Raw genomic sequence first — 19,574 nt, forward strand, 5'->3', positions numbered from 1 at the left:
TGTGCGAGCGTGGATTCACTCGACCGCCAACTCGTCCATGCCCTCCACATCGACGGCCGGGCGCCGTTCAGCCGGATCGCCGAGGTCCTCGGCGTCTCCGACCAGACAGTCGCCCGCCGCTACCGCCGGCTGCGCCAGGCCGGCGCGCTCCGGGTGCTCGGCCGACTCGACGCACGCCGTCTCGGGCACGTGGAATGGGTGATCCGGCTGCAGTGCGCCCCCGGCGCCTCGACCGCCGTCGCCGAGGCCCTCGCCCGGCGAGAGGACACCTACTGGGTCCGTCTGGCGTCAGGCGGAACCGAAGTGGTCTGCACCCTCCGGGCCGCCGACGAGCACGAGCGCGACGCACTCCTGCTGGAGAGACTCCCCGCCACGCGCCCGGTGACGGCGATCAGCGCACACTGCGTCCTGCACACCTTCTGGGGTGGCCCCACCGGCTGGAAGGGAGTCACCTCAGTCCTCACCCAAGGACAGATCGCCCGGCTCACCGTGCCATCCACCACACCGGACAGTCTCCCGGAGCCGGTCGAACTCGACGGAGGAGACCGCCTCCTCCTGTCGGCGCTGGCCCGCGACGGCCGCACCAGCCACACGGACCTGGCGGCGGCCACCGGTTGGCACGAGGCCACGGTCCGCCGCAGGATCGCGTCACTGCGGGCCGGCGGCGCGCTGTACTTCGACCTCGACGTCGACCCCCGGCTCCTCGGCTACACCGGCACCGCACTCCTGTGGATCTCCGTCGAGCCGTCCCGACTGGCCGCCGCGGGACGGTCACTCGCCCAGCACCCGGAGATCTCCTTCGCCGCCGCCACGACCGGCCCCACCAACCTGCTCGGCTCCGTCCTGTGCCCGGACGTCTATGCCCTGTACGACTACATCGCCAATCGAGCCGGCCTTCTCCCGGGTGTCCGCGGGATCGAAACCGCTCCGATCCTTCGAACCGTCAAACGCGTCGGGGCGCTCGGCATCCCCCGTCCCGGCCCTGCGGTCGGGTAACTGTGCCCAGGTGACAGGTGCCCCTGGGGCGAACCCGCGGGTCGGCACCTCCGGTTCCGGGAGACCGACCCGTGGGTTCACTTCAGGACGAGGGCCCGTCACCCGCCGCCGCGCCGCGCGGCCGGCATGGTCTCAGGCGGTGCCGAGCGGGTTGAGGACGGTGAAGCGCCAGCCGCCGTCGGCGTCCCGGCGGGCGACGTTGGCGGTGGTGCCGGTCGGGGCGATCCGTTCGCCGCCGGGGCCGTCGATCTCCAGGGTCCAGTCGGTGACCAGGAGGGCGGTGTCCGCGCCGACGAGCGTGTGCCGCGAGACGTTCGTCAGCCTGCCGCCGGCGGCGACGGTTCCGCCGATCTCCGTGCGCAGCGCCTCGGCGCCGGCGATGTGCTCGCCGGCCACCGTGCGCATGCCCGCATCAGGGGCGAACAGGGCCAGCACGCCGTCGATGTCGCCGGCGTTCAGGGCGTCCTGGAACAGGACCGGCAGCTTCGCGGGGTCGGTGACGACAGGGAACATGGTGAGAGGTCCTCACTTCACGAAGGGATGGTGGTGACGGCTTTCCGGCGCGCTGCCCGGTCTGGCGCCCGCCGCTCGGCCGTGACTCCACGATGCCCCCGCGGCCGCCCTCCGGACGAGGTAGAGTCGCGACCTGAGATGGTCGAAAATGGACAGCGCGACGTCATCGACATCGCCTACGACAATCCCGACCGGTTGCACACCGGCGTCGAGGTGCTGACCTTCGACGCGTTGAGGTCGCGTTTGAAGAGCTCGGTCGCCCGCCGTCCGAGCCGCCTCGACTTCCACCAGATCATGCTCGTACGCGGCGGCGAGGGAACCGCGGTGGTCGATTTCGTCACATACCCGTGTGCCCGCGGTACGCTGCTGCACCTGCGGCCCGGTCAGGTGCAGCGCCTGCCCTCCGATGCGAACGGCCGCCCCGCGGACCTCGACGCCGTCCTGCTGCTGTTCACCGCCGACTTCCCGCCGCCGCTGCCCGCGACGCGCGAGGTGCTCGACGGCTTCGGCCCGGTCGCATGGTGTCTGCCGTCCGACGGGTTCGACGCTTTCGACCGCGCCGTGACGGAGATGGAGGCGGAATACAGGTCACTGCGAGACCAGCGGACCCCTGACACACCAGTACCCGCCGACATCGACGTCGAGCTGACCGGAGCGTTGCTGCGCCAACTTCTCGGTGCGCTGCTCATTCGCATGGCGCGTCTCGCGGACCCGGCCGGACGCCCCGTCCCGCCCGCGCCCGGCGCCGAGGTCCACCTCGCCTTCCGACGCGAGTTGGAACGCTCCTTCGCCACCACCCGCTCCGTCGAGGACTACGCCGCGCGGCTCGGCTACTCCTCTCGAACCCTGACGCGCGCGTGCCTGGCCGCCACCGGCCGCAGCGCCAAGCAGCTCGCCGACGCCCGCGTCGCGCTGCAGGCGCAGCGGCTGCTCGCCCACACCGACCTGCCCGTGGCCGCGATCGGCCGCGCGCTCGGTTTCACCGAGGCCACCAACTTCGGGAAGTTCTTCGCCCGCGAGACCGGCCGCACCCCGGGCGAGTTCCGCCGCGCCCAGCGGTGAGACGGCCGGCGTCCACGACCGGTTCGACGCATCGGGTGACCGATCCTGACGCACGATCAGGAACCGTAGGCCCGCGCCCGCGCTTCTCGCGCTTCTCGCGCTTCTCGCGCTTCTGATCGTTTATCGGCTGTTGAGGTCCGGCCGCGAGGATGACGGTGATCACCAGCCGCAGCCCGCGAGGAGAGTGCCCGCCGTATGCCGTCCGACGACCGTATCCACCCCGCCGACCACCGTGCCGACACCGCGAACTTCCGCAGGCTGCTGAGCGGGCTGGTCAGTTCGCTGGACGCCGACCGGCGTGAGCTCGCCGTCGGCGGGGAGGCCCCTCAGGCCCGGGGCGCCGTCCCGCCCCGGGCCCCCGGGCTCGCCGCGGTGGCCGGCTGACCGCACAGCCACCCCCACACGGAAGGCGGGCCGGCCCCGAAGCGGTCCAACTCCAAGGGCGTGTCCGACAGTTCGAACCGAGTGCCCGGCGGGAACCGTCGGACACGCCCTACGGCGCGGGCCGCCTGGTCCGTTACGGATCAGGCGGTCTGGAGCACCTGGTCCAGGAAGGCGTCGAGATTGACCCGGGTCCGCAGGATCTGCTCCTCCAGCGTCAGCGACTCGGTGACCCGCTCGGCCAGTTGGGAGCGCTTCTTCTTCCGGACGTACAGCGAGCACGCGAGGTCGGCGCAGATGTAGGTGCCCACGGTGCTGCCGTCCCGGCCGGCCTGGCCCGCCCGGCGCGCGGCCAGCAGCGCGACGCCCGAACCGGCATGGGCGGTGATGCAGAGGGAGCAGAGGTTGCTCTTCAGCACGGTCCGGCGGATCCCGGTGGTGGCGCGCAGTGTGACGCCGACCAGGCCGTCGGGCCGCTCGGCGACCAGGTAGGCGCGGTCGAGGGCACCCGGATCGCGCCAGCCGAGGAAGTCCAGGTCCTCCCAGGGCTGATCCGCCAGCCCACGGGGCAGACTGAGCCTGCGTGCCTCCCCTTTGGTGCAGTTCAGGAAGGAAGCGCGGATCTGTTCTTCGGTGACCGGTTTCATGTGATCGGAAGCTAGCACCCTGATCTGGCGGCGTCGCCTGAATTTTCCCGGGGGCTGTCGTTATGCTCATGCCGGTGCGATGATCAAGCCGGTTCACAACCGAGCCATGACCGAGCCGCCTCCACCGAGGGCGGTTGGATCTCGCCGCGTGCGCCACCCGCGTGGCCGGCAGCCGAGCCCGAGGGGGCACATGGAACTGCGCAACGTCCTGATCACCGGTGGCTCGGCAGGCATCGGACGCGCCTGCGTGGAACGGTTCGCCGCCGACGGCCACCGGGTCTGGTTCACCTACCACTCGGGCCGCGAGCGGGCCGCCGCGCTCACCGCGGAACTGAACCGCGAGCGGCCGGGAGCCGTCCAGGCCTTCCCCTTCCACCAGGGCGACTGGGCGGACCACCAGCGCCTGGAGCGTGAACTCCCGGGCCCGGTCGACATCCTGGTCAACAACGCCGGCGCGGGATCGGCCACCATCGAGCGCTACGCCGAGGGGCCCGAGCACGAGCAGGACGCCGCGCTGCTGCAGATCAACGCGGTCGGGCCGCTCTGGCTGATCCGGCAACTGCTGCCCGGGATGCGGGAACGCGGCTTCGGCAAGATCGTGAACATCTCCAGCGTCGGCGGGGGAATCTCCCAGTTCCCAGGCTTCCGGCTCGCCGACGGGATGAGCAAGGCCGCCATCGGCCACCTCACCCGGCAGCTCGCCGCCGAACTCGCCCAGGAGAACGTGGACGTCTTCGCCGTCTGCCCCGGGGCCACCGCGACCGGAATGCTCGAGGCCAGTACCCTCACCGGCCTCTCGGCGGACGAACGCGCCCGACTGCTCGCCCGCCTGCCGCGCGGACGGCTGATCGAACCGGACGAGGTCGCCGAGCTGGTCCACTGGCTGGCCGGACCGCACTCCGCCCTGCTGCACGGCGCCGTCATCGACGCCTCGATGGGACTGGGCGTCCACCCCGGGCTCATCACCTCAGCCGCCCCCGCCGCCGCCCCCACCGACCCGAACACCGGAGGCCACTGATGGTGTCACGGACCGCCGCCGCCCTCACCGCGGCCTCGCCGGCCATCGCCGAGGCCCACTTCCGAGCCGAGGCCCGGCCCTACCACCCCCGGCTGCGGCCGGACGGCTACCTCAACCTGGGCACCGCCGAGAACCGACTCGTCGGTGATCTGCTCGCGGACCGCCTCGCCCGGCCGGGCGGGCTGACCGAGGAGCACGCCCGGTACGCCGAGCTCCACGGAACTCCCGTGCTGCGCGAGCGGATCGCCGGGCTCCTCACCCGTACCGGGCAGTCCCCGGTCGACCCCGAGGACCTGGTGGTGGTCAGCGGCGCCACGGCCGCCCTGGACATCATCGCCACCGTCCTCTGCGACCCCGGCGAGGCGATCGTCGTCCCCGCGCCCTACTACGCGGCCTTCGACACCGACCTCGGCGGCCGCTCCGGCGCACGGGTGGTGCCGGCGCTGATGGACGAGTCCGACGGCTTCGCGCTCTCCGCCCGGGCGGTGGACCGTACGGTCACCGAGCTGGGCCGGCAGGGCGTCACCGTCCGGGCCGTGGTGCTGGCCTCGCCCTCCAACCCGCTCGGACAGGTGCACAGCGCGGAGCGGTTGCGCGAGCTCACCGAGGTCGCGGCGGCGCACGACCTGGACCTGGTCGGCGACGAGCTGTACTCGCACTCGGTGTTCGGCCCGACCCCGTTCACCAGCCTGCGCAACCCGGCCGTGGGCCGGGCCAGGGCGGGACGGACCCACACCATCTGGGGTTTCGCCAAGGACTTCGGCCTGCCCGGCTTCAAGACCGGTGTGCTGCATGTGACCGATCCCCGGGTCAGGGCGGCCGCCCGGGCGCTCAGCTACTTCGCCCCGGTCTCCACCGGAACCCAGGCGTTCCTCGCCGATCTACTGGCCGACCCCGAGTGGACGGCCGGCTTCCTCGCCGAGAACCGCCGCCGCCTCGCGGCCTCGTACGCGGCGACCGCCGAGGCGCTCGCGCGGCAGGGCATACCGCACATCCCGGCGGAGGCCGGCTGCTCGCTCTGGCTGGACCTGCGCGCCCACCTGCCCGAACCGACCTACGCCGGTGAGCACAGGCTCTGGCAGACCATCCTGGAACGGGCCAGGGTCAGCATCATCCCCGGCGAGATCTTCCATCCGAACGCCCCCGGCTGGTTCCGGCTCTGCCACACCCAGGACCAGGCGATGGTCGCCGAGGCGGTGGCCCGGCTGGGCGGGCTGCTCGGGTCGGGGCCCCGGCCGTAAGGGCTCCGCCGCGAAGTCCCGGCAGCGGGGCCTCGGTTGTGGGACATCGACGGTGAATCCTCGGCTGCGGAGCCCAAGCGTGCAGACTCTAGAGTGACCTGATGATCAGAGACATCGAGTTCGACCGGCTGCACAACTTCCGCGACCTCGGCGGCTACCGCACCGAGGACGGCCGCACCGTGCGCTGGGGCAGTCTCTACCGCTCGGACTCGCTGGCCAAGCTGGCGAGCGAGTCCGACCGGGAGCGCTTCCTGGGCCTCGGTATCCGTACCGTGATCGATCTGCGCTACCCGTGGGAGATCGAGTCCAGGGGCCGGGTGCCGGAGGGCCTCGGGGTCGAGTACCACAACCTCAGCATCGAGCACCGGCCGTACGACCAGGCGGCGCTCGGCCCCGAGGTCGACACCGCGACCTTCCTCGCGGAGCGGTACGCGGAGGTGGCCGAGGACGGGGTCGAGGAGCTCCGGCGGGCCCTGGAGGTGATCGCCGGCGCCGACGGCCCGCTGGTCTTCCACTGCGCATCGGGCAAGGACCGTACGGGAATCGTGGCGGCACTCGTGCTCGGCCTGCTCGGTGTGCCCGAGGAGACGATCGTGGCCGACTTCGCGCTCACCGGGCTGGCCACCGAGCGGCTGATCGCGGACTGGCGCGCGGGGAACCCGGGCCGCGAGCCGAACTGGCCCGGCTACGGGCGCGCGCCGGCCGAGCTGATGCGGCTCTTCCTCGCGGAGCTGGCGGCGCGGCACGGCTCCGTGCGCGGCTATGCCGGTGAAGTCCTGGGTCTGGGGCCGGAGTTCGCCAGCCTGCTCGGAGAGCGCCTGCTCGTCGGCTGAGCGCGGCAGCCGAGGGCGGGGCAGGTGCCCGGCCGGACCGTCGTCCGGGTACGGTGATCCGCCCTCGACCGCCGGTCGGCCGGGACCGGGCCCGGGCCGCATCCGGTCGGTCACCCCTGGGGGTCCTCGGGCCTTTGGGCGGCGCGCAGTTGGGCGGTGAGGACGGCCGGGGCCCGGACCAGGGAGGGGCCGTACCAGGTGAGGTGGCGCCCGCTGACCAGGGCGCAGGGGATACCCGGGAAGGCCTCGGGACCGTCCGTGGCGGTGAAGCGGTACGGTTCGTCGGGCAGCACGGCGAGCTGGGGCCCGGTGGCCAGCAACTCGCCGATGGGGATGGCGGGGTAGCGCTCCGGGTGGTCCGCGTGGATGACGGCCACACCGAGCCGGTGCAGCAGGTCCCCGGCGAAGGTGTCCCGGCCGAGCACCATCCAGGGCCGCCGCCAGACCGGTACCACCGCCCGCACGTACGCCGGTGCCTCGCCGACCGCCTCCCACGCCGCCCCGGCCTCGTCCAGCCAGGCGGGGCGCGGCAGCCGGCAGGCGACGGTGAGCAGCCGGTCCAGTGAGGCCAGCGCCTGCGGCAGGGTGCGGACCTCGGTGACCCAGACCGGGATCCCGGCCGCCCGCAGCGCCGCCAGATCGGGTGCGCGGTTCTCCTCCTCGTTGGCCACCACCAGGTCCGGACGGAGTTCGGTGATCCGGGGCACGTCCGGGTTCTTGGTGCCGCCGATCCGCTCCACCACGAGGTCGGCCGGGTGGGTGCACCACCTGGTCGCGCCGATCAGCAGCTGCGGCGCGGTGGCGGCGACGGCCTCGGTCAGCGAGGGCACCAGCGACACCACCCGCCGTACCGGCCCGAGCCGTACGGGACTGCCCTGATCGTCGGTCTCGGTACGGGACGCTTCGCTCATCCGGCCACCGTACCCGGCCGGCGCGCGCTCCGGCCGGCGGAGCGGGGCGTGCCGGTACCCGGGGTGTGACGGTCCGTCACATAGGAGGGGCGCCGATGCGGTCAGGGCCTGGCAGCTGGTGGAGAAGCCGTCGACGCGGCCTGATTGACTGCGGGGCGGCCGGAGACCCCGGACACCTGCCCCACCCGGAAGAGCGGTCGGCGGATCGCGCGGACCGCACGGACCAGTCGAGGACTCATGCACACCCTGCACCCACTGCTCGCCGCCTTCGCCCCCATCTGGTCACTGACCGCCGTCGGCTATCTGGTGGGCCGCACCGGCCTGTTGGGCGAGCAGGCGGAGACCGTCCTCAGCCGGTTCGTCTTCCATGTGGCCATGCCCGCGGCCCTGTTCGTGATGATCTCCCGGACGCCGCTGGACAGCTTCGCCAACCCGTCCATGGCGGCCTTCGCGGCCGGCACCGCCGCGGCCACCCTGCTCGGGGCCGCCGCGGCCAGGTGGTGGTTCGGCCGGGGCCCGGCCGACCGGACCATAGCCGGCATGGCGTCCGGGTACGTCAACGCCGCGAACCTGGGCATCCCGGTGGCTCTGCAGGTGCTGGGCGACGCCTCGTTCATCGCTCCGGTGCTGGTGTTCCAGGTGCTGATGGTCACCCCCGTCATCCTCGCCCTGCTGGACGCCGGTACCGGCAAGGGTGCTGACGGTGCCGAGGAGCGCGTCGGCCGGGTGCCCAGGCTGCTGATGATGCCGCTGCGCAACCCGATCGTCCTGGCCGCGGCGCTCGGTGCGCTCGCCTCCGCCTCCGGCTGGCACCTGCCGCCCACCCTGGGGCACTCCTGCGAGGTGCTGGGCGGCGCGGGAGTGCCGACCGCGCTGGTCACCCTCGGGATGTCGCTGCACGGCAGGCGGACCGCCGGCCGCCCGGCCCGGCGCACCGAGGTCGCCCTCACCGTGGTGATCAAGAACCTGCTGCAGCCGCTGATCGCACTCGCCGTGGGCAGTCTGCTCCTCCACCTGCCGTCGCACCAGCTGCTCGCACTGGTGGTCTGCTCCGCACTGCCCACCGCGCAGAACGTGTTCACCTACGCTCGCGAGTACGGCCTGAGCACGGTCCTGGCGCGTGACTCGGTGATGTACTCGACCCTGGTGTCGATGGGGACGCTCTCGGTCGCCGGCTGGCTGCTCGGGGGGCGTTAGGGCACCGGAACGCCGGCCTCGATGTCGGTGCCGCGGCCGGCCTCTCGGAGCGAAGCCGCAGAACCGCTCCTACAATGGACGCCACCGGCGTACGGGCGTACACGGGCTGGCGACGCCAGAACGAGGACCTGCCAGCCCGGGGCAGGAGACGCATGGCACAGGCTGCCGACGCGGCGCGGGCCGTCATCTTGACCGTGGACGACGACCCCGGAGTGTCCCGTGCCGTCGCCCGTGACCTGCGGCGACGCTACGGCGAGGGGTATCGCGTGGTGCGCGCGGAGTCCGGGGAGTCCGCGCTGGACGCCCTGCGCGAGCTGAAGCTGCGGGGTGGCCTCGTGGCGGTGATCCTGGCCGACTACCGCATGCCGCAGATGAACGGCATCGAGTTCCTGGAGCAGGCTCTCGACGTGTATCCGGGCGCGCGGCGGGTGCTCCTCACCGCGTACGCGGACACCAATGCGGCCATCGACGCGATCAACGTGGTCGACCTGGACCACTACCTCCTCAAGCCCTGGGACCCGCCGGAGGAGAAGCTCTATCCGGTCGTGGACGATCTGCTGGACGTCTGGCGGGCCACCGATCAACGGCCGGTGGCCATCACCAAGGTCGTCGGACACCGGTGGTCGGCTCGCTCGTGGGGCGTACGGGAGTTCCTGGCCCGCAACGAGGTGCCGTACCGCTGGTACTCCTCCGACGAACCGGAGGGCCGGCGGCTGCTCTGTGCCGCCGGTCAGGACGCCTTGCGGCTCCCGCTGGTGATCACTCCGGACGGCACGGCACTGATCGAGCCCGATGACCAGGACCTCGCCGTCCGGGTCGGCCTGGCCACGACCCCCTCGGCCCGTTTCTACGACCTCGCCATCATCGGGGGCGGGCCCGCGGGCCTGGGAGCGGCCGTGTACGGGGCGTCCGAGGGTCTGCGTACCGTCCTCGTGGAACGCTCCGCGACCGGAGGTCAGGCGGGCCAGAGCTCACGGATCGAGAACTACCTCGGCTTCCCGGACGGAGTGTCCGGGGCGCAGCTCACCGACCGGGCCCGGCGCCAGGCGGCGAAGTTCGGTGCCGAGGTACTGACCGCACGCGAGGTCACCGGGCTGGAGATCAACGGCGCGTCGCGCGTCGTCCGGTTCTCGGACGGCTCGGCGGTCGCCGCGCACTGCGTGATCCTCGCGACCGGCGTGTCGTACCGGCAGCTCGAGGCGCCCGGTGTGGCCGACCTGACCGGGTGCGGGGTGTTCTACGGCTCGGCGCTGACCGAGGCTGCCGCGTGCCAGGGCCACGACGTGTACATCGTCGGCGGGGCGAACTCCGCCGGGCAGGCCGCGATGTACCTGGCCCGGGGTGCCAAGTCGGTCGTCATCCTGGTGCGCGGACCATCCCTGTCCGCCTCGATGTCCTACTACCTCGTCCAGCAGATCAAGGGCACGCCCACGATCTCGGTGCGCACCGACACGGTCGTCGAGGCCGCCCACGGCACCCACCGACTGGAGCAGCTCACCCTGCGCAACACGGCGACCGGGGACACGGAACTCGTCGATGCCCAGTGGATGTTCGTGTTCATCGGCGCGGCCCCGCTCACCGACTGGCTGGAGGGCACGGTGCTGAGGGACGCGCGCGGCTTCATCCTGACCGGCCCCGATCTGACCGCGGACGGGCGTCCACCGCCCGGATGGGAGCTGGACCGGCCGCCGTACCACCTGGAGACCAACGTGCCCGGGGTGTTCGTGGCGGGAGACGCGCGCGCCGAGTCCGCCAAGCGCGTCGCTTCCGCCGTCGGAGAGGGAGCCATGGCGGTCATGCTCGCGCACCGGTACCTGGAGCAGTCGTGAACGGGCGGCCGCTGCCGTGCAGCCAAGAGGAGATCGGCACGCTGTTCCTGTTCGAGAAGCTGGCCCCCGAACAGATCGCGCGGCTGTGCCGCGACGGCCGTGTGGAGGCGTTCGACCCCGGGCCCGTCTACCAGGAGGGCGACCCGGCCACCTGCTTCTACGTGCTGCTCGAAGGAGCCCTCGTCCTCTCGCGCAAGGTCGGCGACGACGACGTGGAGGTCAACCGGAGCTCCAGCCGCGGTGTCTACGCGGGAGCCTTCCAGGCCTACCTGGGCGAGCGCGTGCAGCAGGTCTACAACAGTTCCCTGCGTGCCACCGAGCCTTCGCGGTTCTTCGTGCTTCCCGCGGAGACCTTCGCCGAGATCATGCATGAGTGGTTCCCGATGGCCGTACACCTGTTGGAGGGGCTCTTCTTCGGCACCAAGAACATCCAGCAGGCCGTCGGCCAGCGAGAACGGCTCCTGGCCCTCGGGTCGCTGTCCGCAGGGCTGACCCACGAACTCAACAACCCCGCCGCGGCGGCGGTGCGGGCGACGGCGGCGCTGCGGGAGCGGGTCGCCGGCATGCGCCACAAGCTCGGCGCCATCGCGACGGGCCCGTACCGGCGCGACAGCCTGGAGACACTCGTCGAGATCCAGGAACGCACGGCCGAGCGCGTCGCCAAGGCCGCCGGCACCCTGAGCCCGCTCGAAGCCTCGGACCGGGAGGACGCCGTCCTGGACTGGCTGGAGACCCAGGGCATCGCGGACGGATGGCAGTTGGCGCCGACGTTCGTCCAGGCGGGCCTCGACGCCGACTGGCTGGACCAGGTCGCGGCCGCCGTGGACGAGGACACCCTGGAAGGCGCCGTTCACTGGCTGAACTGCACCGTCGAGACCGAACTCCTCCTGAACGAGATCGAGGACTCGACCGCCCGCGTCTCAGCCCTCGTCACCGCGGCCAAGCAGTACTCCCAACTCGACCGGGCGCCCTACCAGGTCGCCGACGTGAACGAACTGCTCGACAGCACGCTGCTGATGCTCGCCGGGAAGATCGGCCCCGGCATCACCGTCGTCAAGGAGTACGACCGCACGCTGCCGAAGATCCCGGCCTACCCCGGCGAGCTCAACCAGGTCTGGACGAATCTGATCGACAACGCCGTTTCAGCGATGAGGAGCACGGGCGCCGAGGGCACGTTGACGGTGCGCACCGCGCGGGACGGCGACCGTCTCCTCGTCGAGTTCGGCGACACGGGGCCCGGGGTGCCCGCGGAGATCCGCGACCGCATCTTCGACCCGTTCTTCACCACGAAACCGGTGGGTGAGGGTACGGGCCTCGGCCTGGACATCTCGTGGCGCATCGTCGTCAACAAGCACCACGGTGACCTTCGGGTGCGGTCCGTCCCCGGCGACACCCGGTTCCAGGTGCGCCTCCCGCTGACCTCCACCGACTCCGACGTCCCACAGGAGCTGTCATGAGTTCCCGGAACGGAATCGACCCCTCGGTGCCGCCGAGCGGTACCGGATGCCTCGAGTGCGACGCGGTCGGCGGGTGGTGGTTCCACCTGCGGCGCTGCGCGCTCTGCGGCCACATCGGCTGTTGCGACGACTCGCCGGCGAAGCATGCGACCGCCCATGCCGAAGCCACCGGGCACCCGTTGATCCGCAGCTTCGAACCGGGCGAGAGCTGGTTCTGGGACTACGAGACGTCCGAGATGTACGAGTCGGGTCCGCGGCTGGCACCGCCGGAGAGCCACCCCGCCGACCAGCCGACTCCCGGCCCCGCGGGGCGGGTACCGCCGGACTGGGCCGATCGCCTGGGGTGAAGTCCGCCGCGGAAGCCGATCAGGGTCGGCGGCCCGGAAGCACCGCACCTGCCGGGCCCGAGTGGGCGCCCGGCGGGTGCGGCGGGAGTCAGAACACGGTTCAGGCGCGGGTCTTGGCCAGCAGTTCGACGATCTCGGCGGTGGTGCCGGTCTCGCCCAGCCGGGGGAAGATCCGCTCGATGCTGTTGCGGTGCGCCTCCTGGTCCATGTCCGCCATGGCGTCGGTCGCCAGGGTGACGTGGTAGCCGTGCTCGTGCGCGGCCCGGGCGGTGGACTCCACGCCGATGCTGGTGGCGATGCCGGCCAGCACGACCTGGGTGATGCCGCGGCGGCGCAGCTGCAGGTCGAGGTCGGTGCCGTGGAAGGCGCCCCAGTTGCGCTTGGTCACGGTGATGTCCCCGGGCCGGCCGGCCAGGTCGTCGACGATGACGTCCCAGCCCTCCGGCAGACCGCCGGCCCGGCGCGGGGCCTCGGTGCGGCCGGGTACGGCGTCCGAGCCGTCGGCGGCGGCGGTGACCCGCACCAGGACGACCAGGGCACCGTGGGAGCGGAAGGCGTCGGCCAGTTCGGTCGCCCGGGTCACCACCTCGGGGCCGGTGTACGGGACGGTCGGCATGCCGATGATGCCGTTCTGCAGGTCGACGAGGACCAGCGCGGTGCGCGGGTCGAGCGTGCTGAGAGCCATGGGTGTGCCCTTTCTCGGGGTCGGTCGCGTGGTAACGGGTAGTGCGGAAAAGGGAGTTCGGGAGGGCTTCGGCGGCTGCGAGTGCGGGTGCGGCCAGGAGCGGTCCGGGGCCGCGGCTACACCGCCGCCTGACCCGGTGTCCGCGCGGCCGGCCGGCCGAGGCGGTGCAGTGAGCGGTCCGCCAGGGTCGCCACCAGGAGCAGGGCGGCGCAGCCGGCCATGAACAGCGCCAGCCGGTGCAGGCCGCCGGTCCCCACGCCGTGGCCGAAGAAGGCGGCGTTGGCGGCGGAGGCGGTCATCGCGCCGAGGTACATGAAGGTGCGCAGCAGCCCGGCGGCGGAGCCGATCCGCGCCGGATCGGCCTGGTGGTAGAGCGCGTTCTGGTTGGCGAGTCCTATCAGGCCCTGGGGGATGCCCAGGAGCACGCCCACGACGATGAGCAGCCACACCGAGCAGCCCGGTCGGACCAGCAGCAGCACCACGCAGCCGGCGATCTGGAAGACGCCGCCGGCGACGAGCTTGCCCCGGATCTCGCTCCGGCGTCCGGTGACGCCGGAGACCAGCAGCGCGCTCAGGGAGAGCGGCAGCAGTACGAGCCCGGCCACCGAGGCGCGCAGCCCGCGGCCCTCCTCCAGCCAGGGGGCGAAGCCGTACATGAACGCGTAGACCGCGGTGTAGGCCAGTACCTGGCGGGCGAAGGTGGCCAGCATCGGCGGGTTGCCGCCGAGCACCCGCAGGTCGATGAACGGCTCCGCCACCCGCAGCTCCCGTGCCGCGAAGCCCGCGGCCGCCGCGGCGGCGAGCAGCGGCAGGTACCAGTGGGCGAGCCGGGGGCTCATCAGGAACAGCATCAGCGAGACCAGCATGGCCGCGAACAGCGCTATGCCCACGAGGTCCAGCCGGGCGGTGGACGAGCTCCGCTCACGCTCCGGCAGGGGGACCTTCGGCAGTCGCAGCGTGCCGAGGACCAGACAGGCCAGTGCCAGCGGGACGTTGATGGTGAAGATGGTGCGCCAGCCGCCGAGGCCGATCAGCAGTCCGCCGAGGGTGGGCCCGACGACGGCGACGGTCTGGCTGGCGACCGCGAGTGCGGTCAGCACGGCACCCGGGCTGTCCTGACCGGTGCGCCTGGCCTCGCTGCGGGTGAGGTACATCGAGGCGGGATAGGCGGCCGAGGTGCCGAAGCCGAGCAGTACCCGGGCGGCGATCAGGAAGTCCAGGGACGGTGCGAGGGCGCCGAGGAGTCCGGCGATCCCCACCAGCGACGTCCCGATCAGGTAGAGGCGGCGGGGCCCGTAGGTGTCCACCAGCCGGCCGATGACCGGCTGGCCGACCGCAGTGGCCAGGTAGAGCGCGGAGACCAGCCAGGCGGTCTGCGACGGCGGTGCCCCGAGGGCGGCCCCGATCGGTATCAGAGCCACCGCGATCATCGAGGAGTTGACCGGGTTCAGCACCGACCCCAGGACCATCGGGGCGATCAGCTTGCGGTTGAAGCCGTCCGGCGAGGCGGGCCGGGACTCCGCCGCGGGGCGGGACTCCGCCGCGGGGCGGCGCCGCGAGCGGGTCAGGCGCACGAGGAGCGAGGTCATGACCGGGTGAGCCGATCCAGCAGCGCCAGCGCCGCGACGACGGTGCGGCGCTCCTCCTCCGTGCACCGGTCCTGCAGGGCCCGCGCCAGCCACTCCTCCCGGGCCTGCCGGCTGCCCGCGATGTACTCGCGGCCGAGCACGGTCATGGTGACCAGCTGCCGGCGGCCGTCCTCGGGGTCGGGGTGGCGCTCGATGAGTCCGCGCTGGTCGAGCACGCCGAGTGTGGCGGCCATCGACTGCGGGCGGACCCGTTCGGCGGCCGCCAGAACGCTGGCCGACGCCGCTCCGTCCTTGGACAGCCGGCTGAGCACGGACAGTTGGGAGGGAGTGAGGTCCTGGCGGTCGGTCACCTCCATGAACCGACGGCGCAGCCGGCTGAACACCACTCGCAGCTCACTCGCCGCACGGGCGGCCGACTCGGAGATGTCTCCGGTGGTCTCTTCCATGCCTCCAGGCTAAAACCTTCAGTCCAAACTGTCCAGTCTGGCTGTGCAGTCTTGGCTGTCCAGTTTGGCTGTGCAGTCCGTCGGGACCGGCGTACGGGCCGGCCGGCCATTTCGGGTGCGCAGTCGCCGTCCTCTGGTCCACCGCCCGTCGGCGTGCGGTATCGCCGCAGCTCGGCCGCTCATCCCTCGCGCAGAGGCTCCACCGCGAACCGCGCCATGCCGTCGGCGAAGGCGACCGTCGGCCGCCAGCCGAACTCCTCGCGCAGCCGGGACGAGTCCGCCGTGACATGCCGGACGTCGCCGAGCCGGTACTCGCCGGTCACCACCGGGCGAGGGCCGCCGCACGCCGCCGCCAGCGCCCCGGCCATCTCGCCCACCGTGTGCACCGCACCGCTGCCGACGTTGAACACCCGCGCACTGCCCGCCGGACGGCCGCCGACCGCCGCCAGCGCCGCGAGATTCGCCGAGGCCACGTCCGCGACATGGACGAAGTCGCGCCGCTGACCGCCGTCCTCGAACACCCGGGGTGCCTCGCCCCTGGCCAGTGCCGAGCGGAACAGCGAGGCCACCCCCGCGTACGGCGTGTCACGAGGCATCCCCGGCCCGTAGACATTGTGGTAGCGCAGCGTCAGAACCCGGCCGCCGCAGGCCCGTGCCCACGCGGCGGCCAGGTGCTCCTGCGCCAGCTTGGTCGCCGCGTACACACTGCGCGGATCCGTCGGCGCGTCCTCGCCGACCAGCCCCGGGGCCAGCGGCTCGCCGCAGCGCGGGCACGGCGGCTCGAAGCGCCCCGCGTCCAGATCGGCGACCCGGCGCGGCCCCGGCGCCACGTCCCCGTGCACGGCGCAGCGGTAGCGCCCCTCGCCGTACACCACCATCGACCCGGCCAGCACCAGACTCCGCACCCCGCCGCGGGCCATCGCCGCCAGCAGCACCGAAGTCCCCAGGTCGTTGCAGCTCACGTAGTCGGGTGCGTCGTCCAAGTCGAGGCCCAGGCCCACCATCGCCGCCTGGTGGCAGACCGCGTCCACGCCGCGCAGCGCCCGCTCCACCGCCGCCCGGTCCCGTACGTCGCCCCGGAGGAACTCGACCCCCGTCGGCCACACCGGCGCCCGCCCGGCCGGATGCACGGCGGGCAGCAGCGCGTCCAGCACCCGCACCGGGTGGCCGGCTCCGGCCAGCCGCGCCACCACCGCCGACCCGATGAACCCGGCGCCGCCGGTGACCAGAATCCTCATAGCGGCGAAGCTAGCCGCTCGGTCCGCCCTTGCCGGCGTGCCCGGGCCGGGGGCCAGGACCCTATGGCACCCGGGCGGAGTGGTACGGAACCGGCGGCCGACCGCGCGGCATGATGGAACCGTGCCCGAAGGAGACACGGTCTACCGAACCGCCGCCCGCCTGCACCAGGCGCTGGCGGGCCGTCTGCTGACCGGTGCGGATCTGCGGGTGCCCGCCCATGCCACCGCCGACCTGCGCGGGCAGCGGGTCCTGAACGTCACCCCGCGCGGCAAGCACCTGCTGACCCGCTTCGACGGCGGACTCACCCTGCACACCCATCTGCGGATGGACGGCAGTTGGGAGCTCTACCGGACCGGCGAACGCTGGCGCGGCGGTCCCGCCCACCAGATCCGCGCCGTCCTCGCGACGGCCGAGCACACCGCCGTCGGCTACCGGCTCCCGGTCGTCGAGCTGCTGCGCACCGCCGAGGAGCAGCGCGTGGTCGGCCACCTCGGCCCGGATCTGCTCGGCCCCGACTGGGACCTCGCGGAGGCACTGCGCCGGCTCCACGCGCAGCCCGAACTCCCGATCGCCGAAGCCCTGTTGGACCAGCGGAAGCTGGCCGGCATCGGCAACGTCTACGCCAATGAGCTCTGCTTCCTCGCCGGAGTCACGCCCTGGACCCCGCTCGGCACCGTCCCCACCCTGGAGCGGATCCTCGCCCGGGCCCATCAGCTCCTCGACGCCAACAGACTCCGCACCGGCCACCCCACCACCGGCGAGCAGCGCCCCGACCGCCGGAACTTCGTCTACGGCCGCACCCGCCGCCCCTGCCTGCGCTGCGGCACCCCGATCCGTACCGCCCCGCACACGCGGGACCAGGGCCGGGAGCGTCCGGCCTTCTGGTGCCCGCGCTGCCAGCGAGGTCCCTCCCCGGCCGGCTGGCCGGACTCCGGCTGATCGGACGCTGGCTGACCGGACAGGGAGGCCACGGGTTCAGGGGAGCACCAGAGCCGGATGACGCGGGTCGTCGGAGCGCACCGTGAGGTCGGCCAGCGCGGACGGGCCGGTCTCGGCCTCGTAGCGGGCGAAGGCCGGGAGCGTCCAGCGCTCCTCCGGGGGAGTCCGCCGGGCCAGTGCGGACGCGGAGAGCGCGAGGTGCACCGTCAGCTCGAACGGCAGCCAGCGGCCGAGCAGCAGCGCGCCGTCCAGCAACAGCACACCGCCGGGCGGGAGTTCGGTGTACGGTGCGCGGGTGGACCGGTCGGTGGCGGCGTCCCGGAGGGAGGGGAGGACGCGCCCGCTTCCGCCCGGCTCCAGGGGGTCGAGCACCTCCCGGAGCAGTGCGCCGTCGTCCAGCCAGAGGTCGTGGTAGGCGTCCGGGTCGTGGCGGCCGTACTCCAGGCGCAGTGAGGCCGGGCGGAGGAAGTCGGCGGCCGACACCCGGAGTACCGGGCGGCCGCGCAGCCGCAGGGGTTCGACCAGGGAGTCGGCCAGTTCGCCGGGGCCGGCCGCCGGCGCCCCGTCGACGGCGATCCGCAGCCATCCGCCGGCCGCCCCGGCCGGATGGGCGTCGATCCGCTCGGCGAGCAGGGCGGTCAGACGCTCTGGGGAGATCGGTCTCACCTGCACGACCTGGTGGTTCCTCTCCGGTTCGACAACTCGACTATATTGCAGGCCGAATGATCATCCGTCACTTCACCTGGGAGACCGCCGTGCCCGACCTGACCCTTGCCGAGGTCGAGGCCCTCGCGGCCGACGCGCACTCCGGGCAGCTGGACAGGATCGGCGAACCGTACCTCGGGCACCTGCGCGCGGTCGCGGCCGGGCTCGCCCCGTTCGGTGTGGGACTGCAGATGGCGGGCCTGCTGCACGACGTGCTGGAGGACACCGGGCTCGGTGCCGACGACCTGCTGCGCGCCGGGGTGCCGTTCGGTGTGGTCGCGACCGTCCGCCGGGTGACCAGGGCCCCCGGCGTGGCGTACCAGGCCATGCTCCAGCAGATCACCACCGACCATTCGGCCACCCTACTCAAGATCGCCGACAACGCGCACAACTCGGTCCCGGCCCGTGCGGCCCGGCTCTCCGCCCCCGACCGCGAGCGGCTCTTGGCCCGCTACCGCGCCGCCCGAGAGGTCCTCTGGCCGGTGGTGGCCCCGGCGGACGTCCGGGCGATCGTCGGGATCGTCAACCCCTCGCTGCTGGTCGAACTGGAGGCGTTCACCAGGCTCGGCGGGTGAGTGGCCTTGACGGCGCGGTAGGGGCAGGCTGGTAGCAGAACAGCTACGTGCTGCCCGGCCGGCCGCGCGCCGCGGCGTCGCGCCGAGGGGGTGCCGGGTTCGAGCAGAGGGAGCCCGCGATGTCCGACATGCAGGAGAAGTTCGCAGACAAGTCCACCAAGGAGCGGGAGGACGTCCGGGCGGTGGACCCGGAGGAGGGCATCACCTCGTACCAGACCGCGCACGCGCAGGACGAGTCGCTGGCCGAGGGCGACCGCCTCGACGAACCGACGGAAGACACCCTGCGGTGAGCGCCGACCAGCGGCAGTCGCCTCCGCACAGCACGGAGTGGACCATGCGCCTCCGGCTGACCGAGGACGGCGACCTCACCCAGGCGCACCTCGAACTGGACACCGGCCAGAACATCCTCGAGGCCGACGCCGAGGCCCGTCGCAGCCCCCACGACCCGCCCGCCGCCGTCATCGGCGACGAACTCGCCGCCGGGCGCGCCCTGATCGAGCTGGGCCATCGCCTGGTCCACGCGGGGTCGGTCGCGGCGGAGGCCGCCGAGTCGGCGCGCCGACGCGATCTGGAGTGACTCGCGCTGCTCCTCGGCCCGGTTGCCGGGTGGAGGAGCAGCGCTTCGGGTCAGGGCTGCTGCGCGAACATGATGTAGACCGCCGGAATCGTCTTGGCGGCGCTTGCCGTCCGGGTGGCCTCCTGGGTCTGGGCCGCAGGGGAGAAGAGGACGAGGCCGGTGACGGCCACGACGGTCGCCGCCAGGATCTTGAGCACGAGGGGTTCCTTCAAAGGTTGGGCACTTGCCCCAAGGCAAAAGCTGATGCTTTAATTGCCGGTGAGGCTTTCGGCGATGTTTACGGCCGTTAACGCTAGCGGTGCGTCGATTGCCGTCGCCAATCCGTGCTGACCCCTTGGGCTGACTCCTGCGCCGATCCGACGATGTGCAGGCAGAAAGTCTGATAGT

At 72.6% G+C, this 19,574-nt stretch carries 23 protein-coding genes; 14 read left to right on the plus strand and 9 right to left on the minus strand.

The window, feature by feature from the left end; genetic code table 11:
• Positions 1-9: 9 nt before the first annotated feature.
• Positions 10-996 (plus strand): Lrp/AsnC family transcriptional regulator, encoded by a 987-nt coding sequence (locus ACSMTC_RS37100; protein ID WP_436564146.1) that lies wholly within the window; start codon positions 10-12, stop codon positions 994-996.
• A gap of 132 nt (positions 997-1,128) precedes the next feature.
• On the opposite strand, the gene ACSMTC_RS37105 is transcribed toward ACSMTC_RS37100, so the two are convergent.
• Positions 1,129-1,509 (minus strand): YybH family protein, encoded by a 381-nt coding sequence (locus tag ACSMTC_RS37105; RefSeq protein WP_436564147.1) that lies wholly within the window; start codon positions 1,507-1,509, stop codon positions 1,129-1,131.
• A gap of 138 nt (positions 1,510-1,647) precedes the next feature.
• Here ACSMTC_RS37105 and ACSMTC_RS37110 point away from each other — a divergent pair, with 138 nt between their 5' ends.
• Positions 1,648-2,571 (plus strand): helix-turn-helix domain-containing protein, encoded by a 924-nt coding sequence (locus ACSMTC_RS37110; protein ID WP_436564148.1) that lies wholly within the window; start codon positions 1,648-1,650, stop codon positions 2,569-2,571.
• Between the two features lie 195 nt (positions 2,572-2,766).
• A complete protein-coding gene (locus tag ACSMTC_RS37115; protein WP_436564149.1) occupies positions 2,767-2,955 on the plus strand; it encodes a hypothetical protein in 189 nt (62 codons plus the stop codon).
• Positions 2,956-3,095: 140 nt separating this feature from the next.
• Here ACSMTC_RS37115 and ACSMTC_RS37120 read toward each other — a convergent pair whose 3' ends face one another.
• On the minus strand, positions 3,096-3,599 hold the full coding sequence (locus ACSMTC_RS37120) for an FBP domain-containing protein (RefSeq protein WP_436564150.1): 504 nt from the start codon (positions 3,597-3,599) through the stop codon (positions 3,096-3,098).
• 190 nt (positions 3,600-3,789) lie between these two features.
• Between ACSMTC_RS37120 and ACSMTC_RS37125 the strand changes: the two genes are divergently transcribed.
• The 3 genes from ACSMTC_RS37125 to ACSMTC_RS37135 all read left to right on the plus strand — a co-directional run bounded on the left by ACSMTC_RS37125 (position 3,790) and on the right by ACSMTC_RS37135 (position 6,691).
• The gene (locus ACSMTC_RS37125; RefSeq protein ID WP_436564151.1) at positions 3,790-4,617 is read left to right on the plus strand and encodes an SDR family NAD(P)-dependent oxidoreductase; all 828 of its coding nucleotides are present in this window, start codon (positions 3,790-3,792) and stop codon (positions 4,615-4,617) included.
• Positions 4,617-5,858: an aminotransferase class I/II-fold pyridoxal phosphate-dependent enzyme gene (locus ACSMTC_RS37130; RefSeq protein ID WP_436564152.1), complete on the plus strand. Its 1,242-nt coding sequence runs from the start codon at positions 4,617-4,619 to the stop codon at positions 5,856-5,858. The genes ACSMTC_RS37125 and ACSMTC_RS37130 overlap by 1 nt, the downstream gene beginning before the upstream one ends.
• Before the next feature lie 101 nt (positions 5,859-5,959).
• Positions 5,960-6,691: a tyrosine-protein phosphatase gene (locus ACSMTC_RS37135; protein ID WP_436564153.1), complete on the plus strand. Its 732-nt coding sequence runs from the start codon at positions 5,960-5,962 to the stop codon at positions 6,689-6,691.
• Between the two features lie 110 nt (positions 6,692-6,801).
• On the opposite strand, the gene ACSMTC_RS37140 is transcribed toward ACSMTC_RS37135, so the two are convergent.
• Positions 6,802-7,602, minus strand: coding sequence for a helical backbone metal receptor (locus ACSMTC_RS37140; RefSeq protein ID WP_436564154.1), 801 nt, complete (start codon positions 7,600-7,602; stop codon positions 6,802-6,804).
• Between the two features lie 237 nt (positions 7,603-7,839).
• Between ACSMTC_RS37140 and ACSMTC_RS37145 the strand changes: the two genes are divergently transcribed.
• The 4 genes from ACSMTC_RS37145 to ACSMTC_RS37160 all read left to right on the plus strand — a co-directional run bounded on the left by ACSMTC_RS37145 (position 7,840) and on the right by ACSMTC_RS37160 (position 12,432).
• Positions 7,840-8,799 carry an AEC family transporter gene (locus ACSMTC_RS37145; RefSeq protein ID WP_436564155.1) on the plus strand — a complete coding sequence of 320 codons (960 nt, stop codon included), beginning with the start codon at positions 7,840-7,842 and terminating at the stop codon, positions 8,797-8,799.
• A gap of 152 nt (positions 8,800-8,951) precedes the next feature.
• Entirely contained in the window at positions 8,952-10,628 is a 1,677-nt protein-coding gene (locus ACSMTC_RS37150; RefSeq protein ID WP_436564156.1) for an NAD(P)/FAD-dependent oxidoreductase, read from the plus strand.
• Positions 10,625-12,085 (plus strand): ATP-binding protein, encoded by a 1,461-nt coding sequence (locus tag ACSMTC_RS37155; RefSeq protein WP_436564157.1) that lies wholly within the window; start codon positions 10,625-10,627, stop codon positions 12,083-12,085. The genes ACSMTC_RS37150 and ACSMTC_RS37155 overlap by 4 nt, the downstream gene beginning before the upstream one ends.
• Positions 12,082-12,432, plus strand: a complete 351-nt coding sequence (locus tag ACSMTC_RS37160) for a UBP-type zinc finger domain-containing protein (RefSeq protein WP_436564158.1) — start codon at positions 12,082-12,084, stop codon at positions 12,430-12,432. Before ACSMTC_RS37155 ends, ACSMTC_RS37160 begins: the two co-directional genes overlap by 4 nt.
• 100 nt (positions 12,433-12,532) lie before the next feature.
• Here ACSMTC_RS37160 and ACSMTC_RS37165 read toward each other — a convergent pair whose 3' ends face one another.
• The 4 genes from ACSMTC_RS37165 to ACSMTC_RS37180 form a co-directional block, all read right to left on the minus strand.
• On the minus strand, positions 12,533-13,117 hold the full coding sequence (locus tag ACSMTC_RS37165) for a hydrolase (RefSeq protein ID WP_436564159.1): 585 nt from the start codon (positions 13,115-13,117) through the stop codon (positions 12,533-12,535).
• Positions 13,118-13,233: 116 nt separating this feature from the next.
• A complete protein-coding gene (locus ACSMTC_RS37170; RefSeq protein WP_436564160.1) occupies positions 13,234-14,706 on the minus strand; it encodes an MFS transporter in 1,473 nt (490 codons plus the stop codon).
• On the minus strand, positions 14,703-15,152 hold the full coding sequence (locus ACSMTC_RS37175) for a MarR family winged helix-turn-helix transcriptional regulator (protein WP_436564161.1): 450 nt from the start codon (positions 15,150-15,152) through the stop codon (positions 14,703-14,705). Before ACSMTC_RS37175 ends, ACSMTC_RS37170 begins: the two co-directional genes overlap by 4 nt.
• A 179-nt stretch (positions 15,153-15,331) precedes the next feature.
• Positions 15,332-16,390, minus strand: a complete 1,059-nt coding sequence (locus tag ACSMTC_RS37180; RefSeq protein WP_436564162.1) for an NAD-dependent epimerase/dehydratase family protein — start codon at positions 16,388-16,390, stop codon at positions 15,332-15,334.
• A 121-nt stretch (positions 16,391-16,511) separates the two neighbouring features.
• Here ACSMTC_RS37180 and ACSMTC_RS37185 point away from each other — a divergent pair, with 121 nt between their 5' ends.
• Positions 16,512-17,330, plus strand: a complete 819-nt coding sequence (locus tag ACSMTC_RS37185) for a DNA-formamidopyrimidine glycosylase family protein (protein ID WP_436564163.1) — start codon at positions 16,512-16,514, stop codon at positions 17,328-17,330.
• Positions 17,331-17,366: 36 nt separating this feature from the next.
• Here the strand turns inward: ACSMTC_RS37185 and ACSMTC_RS37190 are convergent, their stop codons facing one another.
• On the minus strand, positions 17,367-18,002 hold the full coding sequence (locus tag ACSMTC_RS37190; protein WP_436564164.1) for a nucleoside/nucleotide kinase family protein: 636 nt from the start codon (positions 18,000-18,002) through the stop codon (positions 17,367-17,369).
• Between the two features lie 50 nt (positions 18,003-18,052).
• Here ACSMTC_RS37190 and ACSMTC_RS37195 point away from each other — a divergent pair, with 50 nt between their 5' ends.
• The 3 genes from ACSMTC_RS37195 to ACSMTC_RS37205 all read left to right on the plus strand — a co-directional run bounded on the left by ACSMTC_RS37195 (position 18,053) and on the right by ACSMTC_RS37205 (position 19,187).
• Positions 18,053-18,610 carry an HD domain-containing protein gene (locus ACSMTC_RS37195; protein WP_436564165.1) on the plus strand — a complete coding sequence of 186 codons (558 nt, stop codon included), beginning with the start codon at positions 18,053-18,055 and terminating at the stop codon, positions 18,608-18,610.
• A 119-nt stretch (positions 18,611-18,729) separates the two neighbouring features.
• On the plus strand, positions 18,730-18,900 hold the full coding sequence (locus ACSMTC_RS37200; RefSeq protein WP_436564166.1) for a hypothetical protein: 171 nt from the start codon (positions 18,730-18,732) through the stop codon (positions 18,898-18,900).
• Positions 18,897-19,187, plus strand: coding sequence for a dsRBD fold-containing protein (locus ACSMTC_RS37205; RefSeq protein WP_436564167.1), 291 nt, complete (start codon positions 18,897-18,899; stop codon positions 19,185-19,187). Before ACSMTC_RS37200 ends, ACSMTC_RS37205 begins: the two co-directional genes overlap by 4 nt.
• Before the next feature lie 50 nt (positions 19,188-19,237).
• On the opposite strand, the gene ACSMTC_RS37210 is transcribed toward ACSMTC_RS37205, so the two are convergent.
• On the minus strand, positions 19,238-19,384 hold the full coding sequence (locus ACSMTC_RS37210) for a hypothetical protein (protein ID WP_436564168.1): 147 nt from the start codon (positions 19,382-19,384) through the stop codon (positions 19,238-19,240).
• Positions 19,385-19,574: the final 190 nt, after the last annotated feature.

Source organism: Kitasatospora sp. HPM-01-4, from assembly GCF_051374625.1.
Taxonomy (GTDB): domain Bacteria; phylum Actinomycetota; class Actinomycetes; order Streptomycetales; family Streptomycetaceae; genus Kitasatospora.

Excerpts from the sequence above, each read along its gene's own strand:
- ACSMTC_RS37170 (WP_436564160.1), bottom strand. The coding sequence starts at position 14,706 with ATGACCTCGCTCCTCGTGCGCCTGACCCGCTCGCGGCGCCGCCCCGCG.
- ACSMTC_RS37200 (WP_436564166.1), top strand. The coding sequence starts at position 18,730 with ATGTCCGACATGCAGGAGAAGTTCGCAGACAAGTCCACCAAGGAGCGG.
- ACSMTC_RS37115 (WP_436564149.1), top strand. The coding sequence starts at position 2,767 with ATGCCGTCCGACGACCGTATCCACCCCGCCGACCACCGTGCCGACACC.
- ACSMTC_RS37135 (WP_436564153.1), top strand. The coding sequence starts at position 5,960 with ATGATCAGAGACATCGAGTTCGACCGGCTGCACAACTTCCGCGACCTC.
- ACSMTC_RS37150 (WP_436564156.1), top strand. The coding sequence starts at position 8,952 with ATGGCACAGGCTGCCGACGCGGCGCGGGCCGTCATCTTGACCGTGGAC.
- ACSMTC_RS37165 (WP_436564159.1), bottom strand. The coding sequence starts at position 13,117 with ATGGCTCTCAGCACGCTCGACCCGCGCACCGCGCTGGTCCTCGTCGAC.
- ACSMTC_RS37105 (WP_436564147.1), bottom strand. The coding sequence starts at position 1,509 with ATGTTCCCTGTCGTCACCGACCCCGCGAAGCTGCCGGTCCTGTTCCAG.
- ACSMTC_RS37145 (WP_436564155.1), top strand. The coding sequence starts at position 7,840 with ATGCACACCCTGCACCCACTGCTCGCCGCCTTCGCCCCCATCTGGTCA.
- ACSMTC_RS37195 (WP_436564165.1), top strand. The coding sequence starts at position 18,053 with ATGATCATCCGTCACTTCACCTGGGAGACCGCCGTGCCCGACCTGACC.
- ACSMTC_RS37125 (WP_436564151.1), top strand. The coding sequence starts at position 3,790 with ATGGAACTGCGCAACGTCCTGATCACCGGTGGCTCGGCAGGCATCGGA.
- ACSMTC_RS37120 (WP_436564150.1), bottom strand. The coding sequence starts at position 3,599 with ATGAAACCGGTCACCGAAGAACAGATCCGCGCTTCCTTCCTGAACTGC.
- ACSMTC_RS37180 (WP_436564162.1), bottom strand. The coding sequence starts at position 16,390 with ATGAGGATTCTGGTCACCGGCGGCGCCGGGTTCATCGGGTCGGCGGTG.
- ACSMTC_RS37160 (WP_436564158.1), top strand. The coding sequence starts at position 12,082 with ATGAGTTCCCGGAACGGAATCGACCCCTCGGTGCCGCCGAGCGGTACC.
- ACSMTC_RS37175 (WP_436564161.1), bottom strand. The coding sequence starts at position 15,152 with ATGGAAGAGACCACCGGAGACATCTCCGAGTCGGCCGCCCGTGCGGCG.
- ACSMTC_RS37140 (WP_436564154.1), bottom strand. The coding sequence starts at position 7,602 with ATGAGCGAAGCGTCCCGTACCGAGACCGACGATCAGGGCAGTCCCGTA.
- ACSMTC_RS37130 (WP_436564152.1), top strand. The coding sequence starts at position 4,617 with ATGGTGTCACGGACCGCCGCCGCCCTCACCGCGGCCTCGCCGGCCATC.
- ACSMTC_RS37110 (WP_436564148.1), top strand. The coding sequence starts at position 1,648 with ATGGTCGAAAATGGACAGCGCGACGTCATCGACATCGCCTACGACAAT.